The following is a 16444-nucleotide window of genomic DNA, read 5'->3' on the forward strand; positions in this document are numbered from 1 at the left end:
TCCTTAATCCTCCTCAAAAGTCAGCGTGTCCGCGCCCAAAGGTTGTAGCATCTTTGAAACAGCGACAGCCGGTATGTCCTGGTTCTGATGGCGCCAGCTCGGGTTGCGATCCTTGTCGATGATCTGCGCCCGGATACCCTCCAGAAAGTCTCCGTGTTCCATCGCGCGATAGGTGAAGCGATACTCCAGTTCCAATGCCTTGCGCATGGTCAGGTTTGGAGTGCGGAGACGGTGCAGCATCTCGACCGTGCAGGCCATGGAGAGAGGCGAATTGCGCCCGATCAACTTCAGCGCACCAGCGGCGGCGTCATTGTTCGAGTTGCGCAGGTTGTTCTGGATATCTCCAAGCGTTTCGCCGCCGAAATCCGTCTCAATCGCATCTTGCATTTTGACCAACGAGCCTTCGGGCGGCGTGTCGGAATGGCTTTCAAGAATGCTGGCGTCGCCGGATGCTTCAAGCATGTCGATCAGATCCGGCCATTGCTGGATCGGAATGTGATGATCTGCGAAACCGGCCAGAATGGCATCTGCTGGACCCATACGATGACCGGTTGTGCCGAGATATTCACCTAACCGTCCGGGTGCGAGTGCCAGCATCAGCGTGCTGCCGACATCCGGAACTAAACCGATCGAGCATTCGGGCAGGGCGATTTGCGACGTTTCACCCACGATGCGATGGCTGCCATGGCACCCGATGCCGACGCCTCCACCCATGGTGAAACCCTGTAGGAAGCTGACTACCGGTTTTGGGTATTCGAAGATCAGAGCATTCAAGCGGTACTCATCGCGCCAGAACTTTCGGCCGTACTCAAAGTCGCCCTTGGTTCCGGTCTCATAAAGCTCGGCAATGTCACCACCAGCACAAAAGGCCTTGTCGCCTTCGGCATCAAGAACAACCAGATCGATCGCATCATCCTCACGCCAGTTGCGCAGGGCGGTGTCGATGGCCAGGCACATATCATAGCTGAGCGCATTCAGCGCCTTGGTCCGGGTCAGGGTGATACGACCGGCACGGCCTGCTGTGCGAATATAGATGTCTGACATAAAGTCCTCAGCGCTGAGAGAGCATCTGGCGGGCAACGATGACCCTCATGATCTCGTTCGTGCCTTCCAAAATCTGATGCACGCGGAGGTCGCGCACAAGCTTTTCGATGCCATAGTCGGCCAGATAACCATAGCCGCCGTGCAATTGCAGGCATTGATCTACCACTTTCGATCCCGTTTCGGTCACGAATTTCTTGGCCATAGCGCAGAACTTTGTTGCATCGGGCGCGCCCTGATCCAACTTCCACGCCGCCTGACGCAGGAATGTCCGGGCGGCCTGCAATTCGATCTCCATATCTGCCAGACGGAACTGAAGGGCCTGAAACTGGTCGATGGACTGCCCGAAAGCCTTCCGCTCGGACATGTATTGCAGTGTCATGTTCAACCCCGTTTGTGCGGCACCTAGAGAACAGGACGCGATGTTCAGACGCCCGCCATCCAACCCCTTCATCGCGTATTTGAAACCGTCGCCCTCGACACCGACAAGGTTGTCGGAGGGGATCTTGCAATCGTCGAACTGTACCTGAGCTGTAGGCTGGCTTTTCCACCCCATCTTTTGTTCAAGCGCGCCAAAGCTAAGGCCGGAGGTGCCATCTTCGACATAAACTGTCGAAATGCCCTTGGGCCCATCCTGACCGGTGCGCACCATGCAGACATAGGCATCCGAATACCCGCCACCCGAGATGAAAGCCTTGGTGCCGTTCAGGGTATAGCCTTCGTTCGTGCGTTCAGCACGGGTTTTCAAAGCGGCTGCGTCAGAACCTGAGCCGGGCTCGGTCAGGCAATAGCTGAGCACGGTGTTCAAGCTTAGAACATTGGGCATGATGCGGGATTTCAGCTCGTCACTCCCAAAGCTGTCCAGCATCTTGGCGCACATGTTGTGGATCGACAGAAAGGCCGCGACAGAGGGGCAGGCCATCGACAAAGCTTCGAACACAAGCGTAGCGTCCAGACGAGACAGGCCAGAACCGCCGCTGTCCTCAGAAACATAAAGGCCGCCGAAACCCAGCTCACCAATGCGCGGCCAAAGGTCTTTGGGGATGGTGCCTTCAGCCTCCCACTGGCGGGCATATGGAGCGATGTTTTCCTGCCCGAAATCATGGGCCATGTCGAAGATCGCATTCTGCTCTTCGGTCGTTGCGAAATCCATGGCTTGCCTCCCATGCTGCCCGATGAATTGAACGAGTGTTTATTTCCCAATCCTTACAGAAATTTTGCACGGCCATCAATCACGGGCACATTCTTGTGCGGGAAAACATGCCAAGGTTCAGAGGTCTTGATGGAATTCGTCAATCAAGTGCTGAACAACAGCCTTGCCAGGGTCATCGCCTTTTGCCGCTGCCTCGGCATATACGCGGCGCTGGCGGGTGGCCGAGGTGCCATTCTGAGCAATCTGCTGTAGCTTGGCCAGCTCGTTCATGGTGCCCAGAGCTTCGGCATCTTCCGCGAGTAAGCCCATCAGTTCGCCCATGAGTTCCGGCATAGGTTTGATCGAGCGATCTCCGAAGTCGATCATGCCTTCGCCCACGCCATAGCGTTGCGCGCGCCAGCGATTTTCGCCAATCAGGAACCGATCATATTGCCGCCACCTGAGGTTTCTGTCTTTCAGGCGGCACAACATGCGCGTTAAGGCCTGCACCATGGCGGCCAGTGAAAGTGCATGCTCCATGCGGGGCTGCACGTCCATGATCCGGGTTTCCAGCGTTGGATATTGGTGCGACGGTCGCAAATCCCACCAAATTTTCGTGGTGTCTTCGATCACGCCCAGTTCGACCAGAACGCCCGTAGTACGTTCATATTCGGACCAGCCGGAAAAGATCGGCGGGAGTCCGGTGCGTGGCAAGTTGTCGAATACCGTTAACCTGTACGAAGACAGGCCGGTGTCCTCACCGTTCCAATAGGGCGATGACGTCGACAAGGCTAAGAGATGCGGCAGAAAGTAGGACAGCTGCGGGATCAGGTCGGCGCGCAAGGCTGAATCGGCCACCCCGATATGGACATGCATGCCACAGATCAGCATACGCCGCGCCACTCCGCCCAACGCGTGTTGCAGCGCGTCATATCGGTCTTTGCGCGTATGTTGCTGTTTTTTCCAGTCGGCAAAGGGGTGGCAGGAAACAGCGATTGGGGCAAGGTTGTGCTCGGCGGCGCGTTTCGAAACACAGGACCGCAAGCGTTTCAGATCCTCGCGCGCAGAGCTGATGGTCACATGCGGGCGCGTACCAACCTCGATCTGACATTGCAGGAATTCGGGGCTGACCTGTCCTTCAAAATCGGCCTGGCAGGCTTCCATTAACGCGGCGGGCGCTTCGGCGAGTTCCAGACTGTCTCGATCAACCAGCAGATACTCTTCTTCGATGCCCAGCGTAAATTCCTGCTGCATTCCGGCCCTCGCAACTTTGTTCCAACCAGTGAATACGGAAATTGTCTTTTTGCCAAGTGTTTGCCAGCTGGGTTCTTGCGAAGCCCCCATGCGCACAGGTAAGGAGGCGTCTAGACTGTCACCAAACCCGGAGCCCCCCGTGAAACCAAGGAAATTCCCCCGGCTGAACGCCGCGCTTGACCGGTTTGGTGTGAAACTGATCGACAAAGTGACCGAACGGGACGAGCGCGCGCGCCTTGAGGCGTTTGAACGGGCAGGGGGTCTGACCCGCCCGGCCTATACCTTGTCACCGGGGATGGACGGGTTCGATATCACTCAATTGGTGTCGGAATACCAAGAACACTCTGTTTCTCTGGAAGCTCTGAAAGACCCGGCGCGCAACAAGACCGGTTATCGTATCAACAATGGGTACTACGACAGCCCGGATGCGGATGCGCTGTATCTGATGATACGCAGGTTCAAACCAAAACGCGTGATCGAGGTGGGTTGTGGCAACTCGACCCGTGTGACCCGGCAGGCGATTATCGACGGCGGATTGCAGACCAAGGTCACCGCAATCGATCCGTATCCACGGGCAGATATCGCGCATGTGGTGGATGAGTTCGAACAAAAACGTCTGGAAGAAGTCGATCCGGCAGTGTTCCAGCAACTCGAATCCGGTGACGTGCTGTTCATCGATTCCAGTCACGTTGTTCGCATGAGCAATGACGTCGCGCACCTGTTCTGCCGCATCATTCCGGCGCTCAAACCCGGTGTGGTCATTCATGTGCACGATGTTTTTCTGCCCTACGAATATCCCAAACGGTTCTTCTATGATTGCCCGGGCTGGGGTGAGCAGTACATGCTGCATGCACTGCTGCAATCTGGAGCATATTCAATGCTTTGGCCTGGGTACTACCTTCAACAGGATCGCCCCGATGCGGTCGAATCCTTGCCATTTTTGAAAGACGGTCGCGCCCAAAGCATATGGGTTCAGGTCAAAGAAAATTGATCTGTTAGTGATCCGGCGCGACTAAGCGCCCGTACCCCTTTCCATAACTAGCTGGAGAGGAGATGACAGCCATGTTTCGTCGTACGTTTATGGGCGCCGCCGCCGCAATTGCACTGACACTGCCTGTAAAAGCACAGGCTGCAGATATCGTGGATACCGCAGTATCAGCCGGTTCCTTCAACACATTGGTCGCCGCTGTTCAGGCTGCGGGGCTTGTCGACACGTTGAAAAGTGACGGACCGTTCACAGTGTTCGCACCGACTGATGACGCTTTTGCGGCACTGCCCGAAGGTACGGTGGAAACACTGCTGTTGCCGGAGAACAAAGACCAACTGGTCGAAATTCTGACCTATCACGTGGTTCCCGCCAAGGTGATGTCCGGTGACATCGCTGGCAAGCGCGCCAAGGTTCTGACCGTGCAAGGCGATCGCCTGAGCGTAAATGCAAAGAACGGCGTGAAAGTTAACGGTGCCGAAGTCATTCAGGCCGATATTGAGACCAGCAATGGCGTGATCCACGTTGTCGACGCTGTGATCCTGCCGGAATAAGATATTTTGATTTCATGAAAAAGCCCCGGTCCTTGTGGCCGGGGCTTTGTCGTCAGACCAGTCTGACCTGGGTTCCGACCTGAACAAGAGGAAACAATTCCTCGACGTGTTGATTGTACAGGCCGATGCACCCGGACGAGCTTTGGCGCCCGATTTTCCGCGTATCGTGGGTGCCGTGTACAAGATAGGCTGGCCAGCCCAGATACATTGCACGGGTGCCCAACGGGTTGCCTGGTTCACCACCTTCCATACGCACTGGCAACAGCGGATCACGCTCGCGCATTGACGCGGTCGGTGTCCAGCTTGGGTTCTCCGCTTTGCGCACAACCTTGGTATAACCGCGCTTCGTCAGCTCTTCGCTCATCGGTACCGAACTAGGGTACAGCTTGTAGGTGCCATCGGGCCCCCAATAGTGCACCGCGCGGCTTGTGATATCGGCCAGCAAAGCCCCAGCGCCCAGCTGGTCAAAATGGTCCTGCCAGTTCTGTTGCGAGAAGGACGAGACATTGCGGCGCACCGGCAGTTGCGTGCTGATCGCCTCTTCTGTTGTTGGGAAAGCATCTGAGCTTTGGGCGCGCAGAAGCGTCGGCGTCGCTAGGACGGACGCAGCACCCAGCAAGGCGGTACGACGATTAATACGGGAACTGGACACGGATGCCTCCTGAAGGAATGCTCTATGGTTTCGGGCAATTTAGTAACTGCTTTCCCTCAGGGCCAGATGCTTGGCTTAAATTTTCCGTGAGATTTACACATTTGACGCAGTTTATTGCCTGTCCGGACGGGGGAATACTCGGTGTCCGGACAGGTTTTTGCTGTTTGCGGGACACGGCTTGGGGTATTTTTTCGGGCATGTCTGCTCCAATTCCAGGGGACAGGCCCACAGATGTTCGGAGACCGCACGATATGACCAAGAAATCGGAAACCTTGGAAATTCGCGTATCTTATGAGTTGAAAAGCAAGTTGGCAGATCTAAGCGAACAGCGCGGATCGTCGATGAGCGAACTCGTGCGTGGTGTGATCGACCGCGAGCTGGCAGGGCCTTCACCAGACACAGTTGGAGAAGATGAAATGCCCATTCGAACGCTCAGCCGTTTTGCCCCTAAGACGCTCTATCTGCTGCCGGTCTTGTTACTGGCTGGTCTTTATTGGGGGTCTGCCCAAACACCTGCACAAGCAACGCCGATGGCGCGGATCTTCTTTGCCGAGTTGGATCGCGACGGGGACGGGGTGATTACTGAACCGGAATTGTACCAATTCCTGACGGAAGAAGAGGGCCTCATCGTCGGGGATGATTGTGATGTGACAGAAGAATCCTGCACACCAGAGGCAATTGCAGCAGAGGAGATCAATCGGGCGGATTCCAACGCAGACGGTCACGTCGAATATTCTGAATTCGAAATCTTCTATCTGGCAGAGCGGGCGGTGGAGTTTCTCGAATATGATGCCGACGAAAATGGCGTGGTGTCCCCGGATGAATTTGTGGCCATGGAAGTGCGGGATCTCATCGAGTTCCCCGATCCGGAAATGGATGAGCCGCTGTCGGCCGAATGCCTGACCATGGTTGAAAGCGACAAGATCGAAGGCATCGCCAAAGCTTGTATCCCCGCGCATGAGCTTCGGATGGTCATGGCCGAGTTTGACGCGGATTTTGATGGCAGAGTCACATTGCGCGAATTTCTACAGAACTGACCCCTCGCCGCGCAACGAAAAAGGCCGCCCAACGGGGCGGCCTTTTGAATTTGTTTGGGCGGGAAATCAGTCCATCGCTTTGAAGTTGAATTCGCCACCTTCTTTGATGCCCGACGGCCAGCGCGCTGTGACGGTTTTCGTGCGGGTGTAGAACTTGAAGCTGTCCGGACCGTGCTGGTTCAGGTCACCAAACATAGATTTTTTCCAGCCGCCAAAGGTGTGGTAGGCCAGCGGAACAGGGATCGGAACGTTGATCCCGACCATGCCGATATTCACACGGCTGGCAAAGTCGCGGGCGGTGTCACCATCGCGAGTGAAGATTGCAGTGCCGTTGCCGTACTCGTGATCCATCGCCAGTTTCAGCGCTTCTTCATAAGAGCCTGCGCGCACGGTCGACAGAACCGGGCCAAAGATCTCTTGCTTGTAGATGTCCATCTCAGGCGTAACGTTATCGAACAGGTGTGGGCCGACAAAGAAGCCGTCCTCATAGCCCTGCAAGCTGAAGTCGCGGTTATCAACAACCAGCTTCGCGCCTTGTTCTACGCCCGAGTTGATCAGACCAAGAATACGCTCTTTGGCAGCACCGGTTACAACTGGGCCCATGTCGACGTCATCGCCGGCGGTGTAGGGGCCGACCTTCAGTTTTTCAACACGCGGGATCAGCTTTTCGATCAGAGCGTCGGCGGTTTCCTCGCCAACGGGGACTGCAACGGAGATCGCCATGCAGCGCTCGCCCGCCGCGCCGAAACCGGCACCGACCAGAGCGTCGGCCGCCTGGTCCAGATCCGCGTCAGGCATGACGATCATGTGGTTTTTGGCGCCGCCAAAACACTGCGCGCGCTTACCGTTCGCGGTTGCGCGGGAATAGATGTATTGCGCGATCGGGGTCGACCCAACGAAGGACACGCCCTGGATGGTATCGCTGTCCAGCAGAGTGTCCACGGCCTCTTTGTCGCCGTTGACGACCTGGAAGACGCCCTTGGGCAGGCCGGCTTCGACAAACAGCTCTGCTAGCATCAGCGGCACAGATGGATCACGCTCGGACGGTTTCAGAACCACTGCGTTGCCGCAGGCCAGGGCAGGGCCTACGTGCCAAAGCGGCATCATGGCTGGGAAGTTGAACGGCATGATGGATGCAACAACACCCAGCGGCTGCCGCATGGAATACATGTCGATGCCAGGGCCTGCGCTGTCGGTGAACTCACCCTTCAGCATCTGCGGTGCGGCGATGCAGTATTCGATCACTTCCAGACCGCGCTGCAAGTCGCCCTTGGCGTCTGGGATGGTTTTGCCATGCTCGCGGCTGAGCGCCTCGGCCAGTTTGTCCATGTCGCGGTTCATCAGGTGAACCATGGCCATCATGACACGTGCGCGTTTCTGTGGATTGGTTGCACCCCAGGCAAGCTGCGCGGCGGCCGCGCTTTCGATTGCCGCCGTGGTTTCGGCAGCACTTGCCATCGGGCACTTGTACTGAACCTCGCCAGTGGCGGGGTTAAAGACGTCGTCAAATCGTCCTGAGGTTCCGGCGACATTCTCGCCGTTGATGAAATGGGACAGCTCGGTCATTGCAGATCTCCTCCGATGCGTTTGTGCGCACAATAGGCTTGCATAAATTGCTTGAACAGAGGCAATGTCCCAAAGATGTTTTGCAAAAATGCAAAGGGCGGGGCGTGACACCAAACTGGGATGATATGCGGGTCTTTCTGGCCGTCGCGCGCGAAGAAAGCCTTTCGGCTGCCGGGCGTCAGCTGAAGATCGACCCAGCCACCGTCGGGCGGCGGATTGCTCGGTTGGAAGCCTCATTGGAAGCCCCCCTGTTTACCAAGTCGCAACAAGGCTACCTTTTGACCGCTGCGGGCGAACGCCTGATGGAACACGGGCTGAAAGCCGAAGAGGCGATGCGCGCGGCGGCGGGTGCGATGGCGGGCACTTCGAAAACGCTCAGCGGACAAATACGGATTGGCGCGCCGGATGGGTCGGCCAACTATCTTTTGCCGCAGGTCTGCGCGAAAATCAGCGATGCAAACCCCGATCTGGATATTCAGATCCTAGCCCTGCCGCGCGTGATCAACCTGTCCCGGCGCGAGGCTGATATGGCGGTGACCGTCAGTGCACCAACAGCTGGGAGCCTTCTGGTCCAGAAAATCACCGATTACAAACTGCACCTTGTTGCGACGCGCGACTATCTGGCCTCTTACCCGGCAATCCGTTCGATCCAGGACCTGAGTGGCCATCGCATGATTGGCTACATTCCGGATATGATCTTTGACCGCGAGCTGGATTATCTAGGGGATATCGGTGTTGACCGTGTCGCGCTTGCATCGAATTCGGTGTCGGTTCAGCTGCGGCAGGCCACGCTTGGAACGGGGGTTTGTGTTGCGCATGATTTCACCTTGCCGTTTCATCCCAACCTGCAGAAAATCCTGACGGATCAGGTGAGTTTGACCCGGAGTTTTCACCTGGTGCGACATCAGGGCGATCAGCGGAATGAAAGATTGAACCGGTTTGCGCAGGCCTTGACGCAGGGTATTCGGGAAGAGGTTGAGCGGCTTGAGGCTCAAGTGTCACCTTGACAGGTTTAAGCATTCCGGCAACGCTTTGGAAAACAGGACATTATTTCGGAGGTTACGCTTATGCTCGTTCAGGCCATTCTGAAATCCAAGGCCACCGGAGGGGTCGAGACAGTCAGCCCGACAATCACTGTGGCTGACGCCTCGAAAATCCTGGCCGAAAAACGGATCGGGACGGTTGTTGTATCAGAAGATGGCGGCGAAACGGCATCAGGCATCCTTTCCGAGCGGGACATCGTAAGGGAGCTGGCCGCAAGCGGCAGTGGTTGCCTGGCGCAGCCAGTCAGCGCCTATATGACCCGTAACCTTGTGACAGCCACTCAGCAGGACACGGTTCAGGATATCATGACCCGCATGACCGAAGGGCGCTTTCGCCACATGCCCGTTGTCGAAGATGGCAAGCTGGTGGGGATCGTCACACTGGGCGACGTGGTAAAGGCGCAGCTGGCAGAACTGGCTATGGAAAAAGACGCGCTGCAAGGCATGATCATGGGGCATTGAGGCCCTTGAACCCCAAAGCTGGCCCTTGCACCTGCGGCGAAGTTATGTTTGCTTGCGCAGAAATTTTGTTGCGCAGGAGGCCGCGATGAGGGTTGGATTATATCCCGGAACATTCGATCCAATCACCTTGGGTCATATCGATATCATTCGCCGTGCGGCTGCTTTGGTGGACAAACTCGTCATTGGCGTTGCGATCAACCGCGATAAGGGGCCTTTGTTCTCGCTCGAGGAACGCGTTGCGATGATCGAGGCGGAATGTGCTCATCTGACCGAGCAAACGGGAACCGAAATCGTTGCGCATCCCTTTGAAAACCTGCTGATCGACTGCGCCCGTGATGTTGGGGCGCAGATCATTGTCCGCGGGCTGCGGGCTGTTGCGGATTTTGAATATGAATTCCAGATGGTCGGGATGAACCGGGCGTTGGACGACACGGTCGAGACGGTCTTCCTGATGGCCGAGGCGCGGCATCAGGCCATTGCCTCCAAATTGGTTAAGGAAATAGCCCGGTTGGACGGGGACGTGTCGAAATTCGTCACGCCCCGCGTTAATGCCGCGCTACGTGATCGTTTAGGCTAGGGCACCCATCGCTGCGGCGGTGTCCAGCATCCGGTTCGAGAAACCCCACTCGTTGTCATACCATGCCAGCACACGCACCAGTGTGCCGTCGGTCACCTTGGTTTCCGGCAGCGACACGGTCGAGCTGTGTGGGTCGTGGTTGAAATCCACCGAGATCAGCGGGCGGTTCTCTGCCGCCAGAACCCCGGGGATTCTGGCTGCGGCTTCGGTAAACAGCGCGTTGACTTCGTCCTCGGTTGTCGGGCGTGAGACTTCGGCGACCAGATCAACCACGGACACGTTCGGTGTTGGGACACGAATGGCCTGACCTGTCAGCTTGCCGGCCAGTTGCGGCAGGACGAGGCCAACGGCAGAGGCCGCGCCCGTAGTGGTTGGGATCATCGACAATGCCGCCGCGCGTGACAGGTAAGGGTCTTTGCCGGCAGTGTCGTGAACCGGTTGGCTGGCTGTGTAGGCGTGAACCGTGGTCATGTTGCCGTGGACAATGCCTAGCCCTGCGTCCAGCGCTGCGGCCACCGGTGACAGGCAGTTGGTGGTACAAGACGCATTGGACACCACGTTATCTTCGGCCGTAAGCTCGTGATCGTTAACGCCAAACACGATCGTTTTCACAGCGCCATCGCCGCGGGCGGGGGCCGAGATCAATACCTTCTTCGATCCGTTCGTGAAATGGCGGGATGCAGCTTCGCGTGTGCGGAATACGCCAGTGCATTCCAGAACGACGTCCACATCGGACCAATCCAGTTTTTCCGGCTCACGCTCGCTGCTCAGGCGGATTGGGCCGTTTCCAACGTCCAGGCCTGCCTCGGTTAAAGTGACAGGTTTGCCGTACCGGCCATGGACGCTGTCGAATTCGAACAGATGCGCGTTCATTTCCGGCTTCGCCAAGTCGTTTATCGCAACGATTTCAACGTCAGTGCGCCCGGATTCCATGACCGCCCGCAGCACGCCGCGTCCGATCCGTCCAAATCCGTTGATTGCCAGCTTGAGTGTCATGTCCTGCTCCGTCCGAAATGCGGCTAATGTGAAGTTAGCGCTAACAAAGCCAGTTCAGAGGAAAAGTCAAGCAAAACCTCTGTCACCGCCAGAAGGCGAGCCAGTCCAGAAAGGTGTAGAGTTTCTTGCCAAGGAACACGAATTGTTCGGTTCCAAAGAGGGCATAGCTGATAACGAACAAGCTCAGAATGAGCAGGGCAAGCCAGATGGCGATTTGATTTGTCATGCTTGCCCCGGACGAAAACGCCCGCCCAGTTAACCTGAGCGGGCGAAAAGGTTCAAGATTTCAAAGCAACCTTAGTTAAGGCGACCCATGGCAACTGCGACGTCTGCCATGCGGACCGAGAACGCCCATTCGTTGTCGTACCAAGCCAGAACGCGAACCATGCGGTCGCCGACAACGCGGGTTTGGTCGGGTGCGAAGATCGAGCTTTCCTCGGTGTTGTTGAAATCGGTCGAAACAAGCGGTGCGGGTTCATAGCCTAGAACACGCTGCATCGAACCCAATGAGGCTTCGCGTACGATAGCGTTCACTTCTTCTACCGTTACATCACGAGCAGCGCGGAATGTCAGGTCAACCGCAGAAACATTCGGGGTCGGGACACGGATGGCCGAACCATCCAGGCGACCTTTCAGATTGGGCAGAACCTCACCCAAGGCTTTCGCGGCACCTGTCGATGTCGGAATCATCGACATCGCTGCAGCACGGGCGCGGTACAAATCGCTGTGACGGCGGTCCAGGGTCGGCTGGTCGCCGGTATAAGCATGGATCGTGGTCATGATGCCGTTCTCGATGCCGATGCCCTCGTCCAGTACCTTGGCAAGCGGAGCAAGGCAGTTCGTGGTGCACGAGCCGTTCGAGACCATTTTGTCATCGGCCACAAGGCTGTTGTGGTTTACACCATAGACGATGGTCTTATCGACGTTTTTGCCCGGGGCAGACAGCAGGACCCTTTGTGCACCGCGATCCAGGTGTGTTTTGGCTTTCAGGCCGTCATTGAATTTACCGGTGCATTCCAGAACGACATCGCAGCCATCCCAGTCCAGTTCGTTCATGTCATAGGTCGAGAACATCTCCATCGGGCCGCGGCCCAGATCCATGGTTTTGCCATCGATTGCGACATCGCGGGGGAAACGTCCGTGGACACTGTCATACTTTAGCAGGTGCGCTGTGGTTTCCAGCGGGCCGGTTGCGTTGACCTTGATCACTTCGATGTCGTTGCGGGCGGATGCCGCGATATGCGACAACGTGCAGCGGCCAATGCGGCCAAAACCATTGATACCGACCTTGATGGTCATGTGCTGTCTCCAAATGCGCTTGCGTTGGACGCCATATAGCTGTCAAAGCGCTTTCTCAAAAGACCAAAAGTGACATATTTTTAACGTGTTAGCGCAAACCTGCGCCGGTTGCGCTAACGCTTGCGCTAGCCGTCGGATCGGGTAGGCTCCGGTTGCGGCAGGTGAAGTGAAAGGAAACACCATGAGCGGTCTGTTGGCCCTGTTGGATGACGTAGCAGGTATTGCAAAGGTTGCGGCCTCGTCCGTGGACGATGTGGTCGCGGCGGCCGGAAAGGCGGGCGCAAAGACCGCTGGTGTGATCATCGACGATGCCGCCGTAACCCCGAAATACGTTCAGGGATTCGCCCCGGCGCGCGAGTTGCCCATCATTTGGCGCATCGCGCGTGGTTCCATATTCAACAAGATTATCCTGCTGCTGCCGGTTGCTTTGCTACTGGCGAATTTTGCTCCGTGGTTGATCACGCCTTTGCTGATGATCGGCGGCTCTTACTTGTGTTTCGAGGGGGCCGAGAAGATATTTCATGTCCTATTCCCTCATGGCAGTCACGTTATCGAGGAAGACATGGCCATTCGCGACCCCGGCCATCTGGAAGAGCAAAAGGTCAAAGGCGCGATCAAGACGGATTTTATCCTTTCGGCTGAAATCATGACGATTGCGCTGGCCGCGATTGAGGCCCCAAACCTGTGGATGCAGGCCGCGACCTTGGCGGTTGTGGGGATCGGTGTCACCGTGGCGGTCTACGGGTCAGTTGCCCTGATCGTGAAGATGGACGATGTCGGGCTGTACCTCGCGCAAAACGCACCGACACCGATTGGGCGAGGGCTTGGGCGCGGGTTGGTCAAAGCCATGCCGGTTGTCATGAAAATCCTGTCCATAGTCGGCACAGCCGCGATGTTGTGGGTCGGCGGTTCCATCATCATTCACGGGATGGAGGTTCTGGGCTTTGGGTGGCTGGGACACCACATCCACGACTGGGCCTATGCCATTGGTCATTCGGTGTCTGAGCAGTGGACCGGTGTTGTTGAATGGGTATCCAAGGCGACAATGGACGGTGTGTTCGGTCTGGCCTGGGGGTTTGTTCTGATCCCGGTGGCGACAAAGGTGGTCGGGCCGATGATCGGGATGTTTTCAAAGAAGACTGATGCGCATTGAATTGAGAATCCTGAAAGGAGTGACCTGAGCCATTTGCCGGCTTATCGACCGGTTCAGAGTTGGGTCCGCATACAATTGAAGGGGCGCGCAGCCAAACGCAAAACGGCGGCCTTGTCGGCCATGAACCTTGGCGCGGAACAAATGCCGTTTGAACCGCTCAGGCTTTACCAGGTACTGCATTTCCGGATCGACACGGCGGAGACTGCGGCCCGACGCGCCAAGTGGGCAGGGGGGCGATTGTTTAACCTGCTCAGCGGCCAGTCGGCGCAATTCATTCAGCTATATGGAACGCATGTTAGGCAGGTTTTGTCTGCTGCAGGGCAGAACGTGCCCGATGGGATTGTGCCAGCAGAACGGTATGAGTTGCGATTGGATTATGCGAAACGGGCCTATACGGCGTTGAAGGCCGAGCTAAAGCAGCCAAAATAGGAAAGGGCGGCCAAAGCCGCCCTTTTTTGTATCTGGCTGATGAGCAGAGTGTTTACTGACCCAGAAGTTCCTTGACCTTGGCCACTGTCGCCTCGGCGGTGATGCCGAAATGCTTGTACAGTTCACCGGCTGGGGCCGACGCACCGAAGCTGGACATGCCGATGAAACCGGCTTTGGCTTCGCGACCACGTTCACCCAGCAACCAGCGATCCCAGCCACCGGCGCGAACGGCGGCCTCGATACCGACGCGGACAGGGCCGCCCGGCAGGACGCGCTTGCGATAGGCTTCATCCTGCTGCGCAAACAGCTCCATCGACGGCATGGAGACGACGCGGGTGCCGATGCCTTCAGCCTCGAGCATCGCTTTGGCTTCCATCGCCAGCGACACTTCGGACCCGGTGGCGATCAGAATGGCCTGACGCTTGCCCTCGGCATCGGCCAGAACATATGCGCCTTGCGCGGTCAGGTTCTTGGCCTTGTGTTCTTTACGCACCGTCGGCACGCCCTGACGGGTCAGCGACAGAACCGAAGGGCTGTCCTTGAACGTCAGCGCCAGTTCCCATGCCTCAGCCGTCTCAACCACATCGGCGGGACGGAACACATAAGTGTTCGGCGTCGCGCGCGAGATGGCCAGATGCTCAACCGGCTGGTGGGTTGGGCCGTCTTCGCCCAGACCGATTGAGTCGTGGGTCATCACGAAGACCGTAGGCACCTTCATCAAGGCGGCCAAACGCATCGAGGGGCGGGCATAGTCGGTGAACGCCATGAACGTGCCGCCATAGGGGCGGATACCGCCGTGCAACGCCATACCGTTCATCGCTGCGGCCATGCCGTGTTCGCGGATTCCATAGTGGATATAGCGACCCTTGCGGTTTTCCGGCAGGAACACGCCCATATCCGCAGATTTGGTGTTGTTCGACCCGGTCAGGTCGGCGGAACCGCCAACGGTCTCGGGCATGATCGGGTTCACTACGTTCAGAACCTTTTCCGAAGACGCGCGGGTGGCGAGTTTCGGCTGATCTTCCGACATCTGCTTTTTGAACGCACGGATGGAACCGGCCAGTTTCTTAGGTGCATCAAACGCATAGGCGCGGTTGAATTCGGCCTGTTTGCGTTCGGAAATCTGCGCGAAACGCTCTTCCCATTCGGCGCGTTCAGCCGCGCCACGGGCACCGATGGCCTCCCAAGCCGATTTGACGTCAGTAGGGACCACAAAGGCATCATGGGGCCAACCATAGCCGTTTTTGGCGGCTTTCAGCTGATCCTGATCGGTCAATGCGCCGTGACCTTTGGAAGTATCCTGTGCGGCGTGACCCAGCGCGATGTGGCTTTCGCAGGCGATCATGGATGGTTTGTTGGACGATTTGGCTTGCACAATGGCCGCATCAATCGCGATCGGATCATGGCCATCGATTTCAATCACGTTCCAGCCCGAGGCCTTGAAGCGGCGCACCTGATCGGTGCGATCAGCAATATCCACGGTGCCGTCGATGGTGATGTTGTTGTTGTCCCAGAAAACAATCAGCTTGCTCAGCTCATGACGGCCAGCCAGTGTGATGGCCTCTTGGCTGACGCCTTCCATCAGGCAACCGTCGCCCGCAATCACATAAGTATAGTGATCGACGACCTTTTTGCCGTAATGCGCACGCTGGATTTCTTCGGCCATGGCGAAACCAACTGCGTTGGAAATGCCCTGACCCAGTGGCCCGGTGGTGGTTTCGATACCGTTCACCAGGAAGTTTTCCGGGTGACCCGCAGTTTTTGCACCCAGCTGGCGGAAGTTCTTGATCTCATCCAGTGTCACATCCGCATGACCAGTGAGATACAACAGAGAATAGACCAACATCGAACCGTGACCAGCAGACAGGATGAACCGGTCACGATCAGGCCAGTTCGGGGCCGAGGCGTCAAATTTCAGGTGCTTTTCAAACAGCACGGTCGCAACGTCGGCCATGCCCATTGGCATACCGGAATGGCCGGAATTGGCGGCAGCGACGGCGTCAAGGGTCAGGGTGCGGATAGCCGCAGCCTTGTTCCAGTGTTCAGGATTGGCATTGCGCAGCGCAGTCAGGTCCACGGGCGTTGTTCCTTTGGATTACAGGCAGATGAGGCGCTCAATACCATCCACCCCCCAAAGTGCAAGTGGAACCGGGGGTTGCGTCGCGTTCGTGGTTCAAGAATGCTGTCCAAGTGATTGAAAGCAAACAGTGGGTATTTTCCGTTTCATTCGGTTAGACTAGGCCAATACCCGGCCTGTATTGATT

General features: G+C 57.0%; 17 protein-coding genes. 8 read left to right on the forward strand and 9 right to left on the reverse strand.

What is annotated here, in order from left to right; genetic code table 11:
- Positions 1-3: 3 nt before the first annotated feature.
- The 3 genes from AC2FIO_RS02085 to AC2FIO_RS02095 form a co-directional block, all read right to left on the reverse strand.
- A complete protein-coding gene (locus AC2FIO_RS02085; protein ID WP_496695349.1) occupies positions 4-1044 on the reverse strand; it encodes an enoyl-CoA hydratase/isomerase family protein in 1041 nt (346 codons plus the stop codon).
- 7 nt (positions 1045-1051) lie between these two features.
- Positions 1052-2194, reverse strand: coding sequence for an acyl-CoA dehydrogenase family protein (locus AC2FIO_RS02090; RefSeq protein ID WP_496695351.1), 1143 nt, complete (start codon positions 2192-2194; stop codon positions 1052-1054).
- A 117-nt stretch (positions 2195-2311) separates the two neighbouring features.
- A complete protein-coding gene (locus AC2FIO_RS02095) occupies positions 2312-3427 on the reverse strand; it encodes a carboxylate-amine ligase (RefSeq protein WP_496695353.1) in 1116 nt (371 codons plus the stop codon).
- Between the two features lie 139 nt (positions 3428-3566).
- Here AC2FIO_RS02095 and AC2FIO_RS02100 point away from each other — a divergent pair, with 139 nt between their 5' ends.
- Together AC2FIO_RS02100 and AC2FIO_RS02105 are read left to right on the forward strand one after the other, a co-directional pair.
- A complete protein-coding gene (locus AC2FIO_RS02100) occupies positions 3567-4418 on the forward strand; it encodes a class I SAM-dependent methyltransferase (RefSeq protein WP_496695355.1) in 852 nt (283 codons plus the stop codon).
- A 71-nt stretch (positions 4419-4489) separates the two neighbouring features.
- Complete coding sequence (locus AC2FIO_RS02105; RefSeq protein ID WP_108859083.1) at positions 4490-4966, forward strand: fasciclin domain-containing protein; 477 nt, start codon at positions 4490-4492, stop codon at positions 4964-4966.
- A 52-nt stretch (positions 4967-5018) separates the two neighbouring features.
- Here AC2FIO_RS02105 and AC2FIO_RS02110 read toward each other — a convergent pair whose 3' ends face one another.
- On the reverse strand, positions 5019-5618 hold the full coding sequence (locus AC2FIO_RS02110) for a L,D-transpeptidase (protein ID WP_108858717.1): 600 nt from the start codon (positions 5616-5618) through the stop codon (positions 5019-5021).
- Between the two features lie 251 nt (positions 5619-5869).
- Here AC2FIO_RS02110 and AC2FIO_RS02115 point away from each other — a divergent pair, with 251 nt between their 5' ends.
- Positions 5870-6655, forward strand: coding sequence for an EF-hand domain-containing protein (locus AC2FIO_RS02115; RefSeq protein ID WP_058271512.1), 786 nt, complete (start codon positions 5870-5872; stop codon positions 6653-6655).
- 66 nt (positions 6656-6721) lie between these two features.
- Here AC2FIO_RS02115 and AC2FIO_RS02120 read toward each other — a convergent pair whose 3' ends face one another.
- A complete protein-coding gene (locus AC2FIO_RS02120) occupies positions 6722-8221 on the reverse strand; it encodes a CoA-acylating methylmalonate-semialdehyde dehydrogenase (RefSeq protein ID WP_058271513.1) in 1500 nt (499 codons plus the stop codon).
- Positions 8222-8325: 104 nt separating this feature from the next.
- Between AC2FIO_RS02120 and AC2FIO_RS02125 the strand changes: the two genes are divergently transcribed.
- The 3 genes from AC2FIO_RS02125 to coaD all read left to right on the forward strand — a co-directional run bounded on the left by AC2FIO_RS02125 (position 8326) and on the right by coaD (position 10303).
- A complete protein-coding gene (locus tag AC2FIO_RS02125; RefSeq protein WP_496695357.1) occupies positions 8326-9228 on the forward strand; it encodes a LysR family transcriptional regulator in 903 nt (300 codons plus the stop codon).
- Positions 9229-9288: 60 nt separating this feature from the next.
- Positions 9289-9726: a CBS domain-containing protein gene (locus AC2FIO_RS02130; protein ID WP_058271514.1), complete on the forward strand. Its 438-nt coding sequence runs from the start codon at positions 9289-9291 to the stop codon at positions 9724-9726.
- An 85-nt stretch (positions 9727-9811) separates the two neighbouring features.
- On the forward strand, positions 9812-10303 hold the full coding sequence (coaD, locus tag AC2FIO_RS02135) for a pantetheine-phosphate adenylyltransferase (protein ID WP_058271515.1): 492 nt from the start codon (positions 9812-9814) through the stop codon (positions 10301-10303).
- Here the strand turns inward: coaD and gap (AC2FIO_RS02140) are convergent.
- The 3 genes from gap (AC2FIO_RS02140) to gap (AC2FIO_RS02150) form a co-directional block, all read right to left on the reverse strand.
- Entirely contained in the window at positions 10295-11299 is a 1005-nt protein-coding gene (gene gap / locus AC2FIO_RS02140) for a type I glyceraldehyde-3-phosphate dehydrogenase (RefSeq protein ID WP_496695359.1), read from the reverse strand. The genes coaD and gap (AC2FIO_RS02140) overlap by 9 nt on opposite strands.
- An 82-nt stretch (positions 11300-11381) precedes the next feature.
- On the reverse strand, positions 11382-11525 hold the full coding sequence (locus tag AC2FIO_RS02145) for a hypothetical protein (RefSeq protein ID WP_282118521.1): 144 nt from the start codon (positions 11523-11525) through the stop codon (positions 11382-11384).
- A gap of 71 nt (positions 11526-11596) precedes the next feature.
- Positions 11597-12598, reverse strand: a complete 1002-nt coding sequence (gene gap, locus AC2FIO_RS02150; protein ID WP_058277839.1) for a type I glyceraldehyde-3-phosphate dehydrogenase — start codon at positions 12596-12598, stop codon at positions 11597-11599.
- 181 nt (positions 12599-12779) lie between these two features.
- On the opposite strand from gap (AC2FIO_RS02150), the gene AC2FIO_RS02155 reads away from it, so the two are divergent.
- Positions 12780-13751, forward strand: a complete 972-nt coding sequence (locus AC2FIO_RS02155; RefSeq protein ID WP_496695362.1) for a DUF808 domain-containing protein — start codon at positions 12780-12782, stop codon at positions 13749-13751.
- Between the two features lie 111 nt (positions 13752-13862).
- Positions 13863-14180: a hypothetical protein gene (locus AC2FIO_RS02160; RefSeq protein WP_496695364.1), complete on the forward strand. Its 318-nt coding sequence runs from the start codon at positions 13863-13865 to the stop codon at positions 14178-14180.
- Positions 14181-14232: 52 nt separating this feature from the next.
- Here the strand turns inward: AC2FIO_RS02160 and tkt are convergent, their stop codons facing one another.
- A complete protein-coding gene (gene tkt, locus AC2FIO_RS02165) occupies positions 14233-16257 on the reverse strand; it encodes a transketolase (protein ID WP_496695366.1) in 2025 nt (674 codons plus the stop codon).
- Positions 16258-16444 lie beyond the last annotated feature (187 nt).

The sequence above is a fragment of the Ruegeria sp. CDSB086 genome, from assembly GCF_059611065.1.

Coding starts and splice junctions, on each gene's coding strand:
- AC2FIO_RS02085 (WP_496695349.1), bottom strand. CDS start 1,044: ATGTCAGACATCTATATTCGCACAGCAGGCCGTGCCGGTCGTATCACC.
- AC2FIO_RS02145 (WP_282118521.1), bottom strand. CDS start 11,525: ATGACAAATCAAATCGCCATCTGGCTTGCCCTGCTCATTCTGAGCTTG.
- AC2FIO_RS02095 (WP_496695353.1), bottom strand. CDS start 3,427: ATGCAGCAGGAATTTACGCTGGGCATCGAAGAAGAGTATCTGCTGGTT.
- AC2FIO_RS02155 (WP_496695362.1), top strand. CDS start 12,780: ATGAGCGGTCTGTTGGCCCTGTTGGATGACGTAGCAGGTATTGCAAAG.
- AC2FIO_RS02090 (WP_496695351.1), bottom strand. CDS start 2,194: ATGGATTTCGCAACGACCGAAGAGCAGAATGCGATCTTCGACATGGCC.
- AC2FIO_RS02130 (WP_058271514.1), top strand. CDS start 9,289: ATGCTCGTTCAGGCCATTCTGAAATCCAAGGCCACCGGAGGGGTCGAG.
- gap (WP_496695359.1), bottom strand. CDS start 11,299: ATGACACTCAAGCTGGCAATCAACGGATTTGGACGGATCGGACGCGGC.
- coaD (WP_058271515.1), top strand. CDS start 9,812: ATGAGGGTTGGATTATATCCCGGAACATTCGATCCAATCACCTTGGGT.
- AC2FIO_RS02115 (WP_058271512.1), top strand. CDS start 5,870: ATGACCAAGAAATCGGAAACCTTGGAAATTCGCGTATCTTATGAGTTG.
- AC2FIO_RS02105 (WP_108859083.1), top strand. CDS start 4,490: ATGTTTCGTCGTACGTTTATGGGCGCCGCCGCCGCAATTGCACTGACA.
- gap (WP_058277839.1), bottom strand. CDS start 12,598: ATGACCATCAAGGTCGGTATCAATGGTTTTGGCCGCATTGGCCGCTGC.
- AC2FIO_RS02120 (WP_058271513.1), bottom strand. CDS start 8,221: ATGACCGAGCTGTCCCATTTCATCAACGGCGAGAATGTCGCCGGAACC.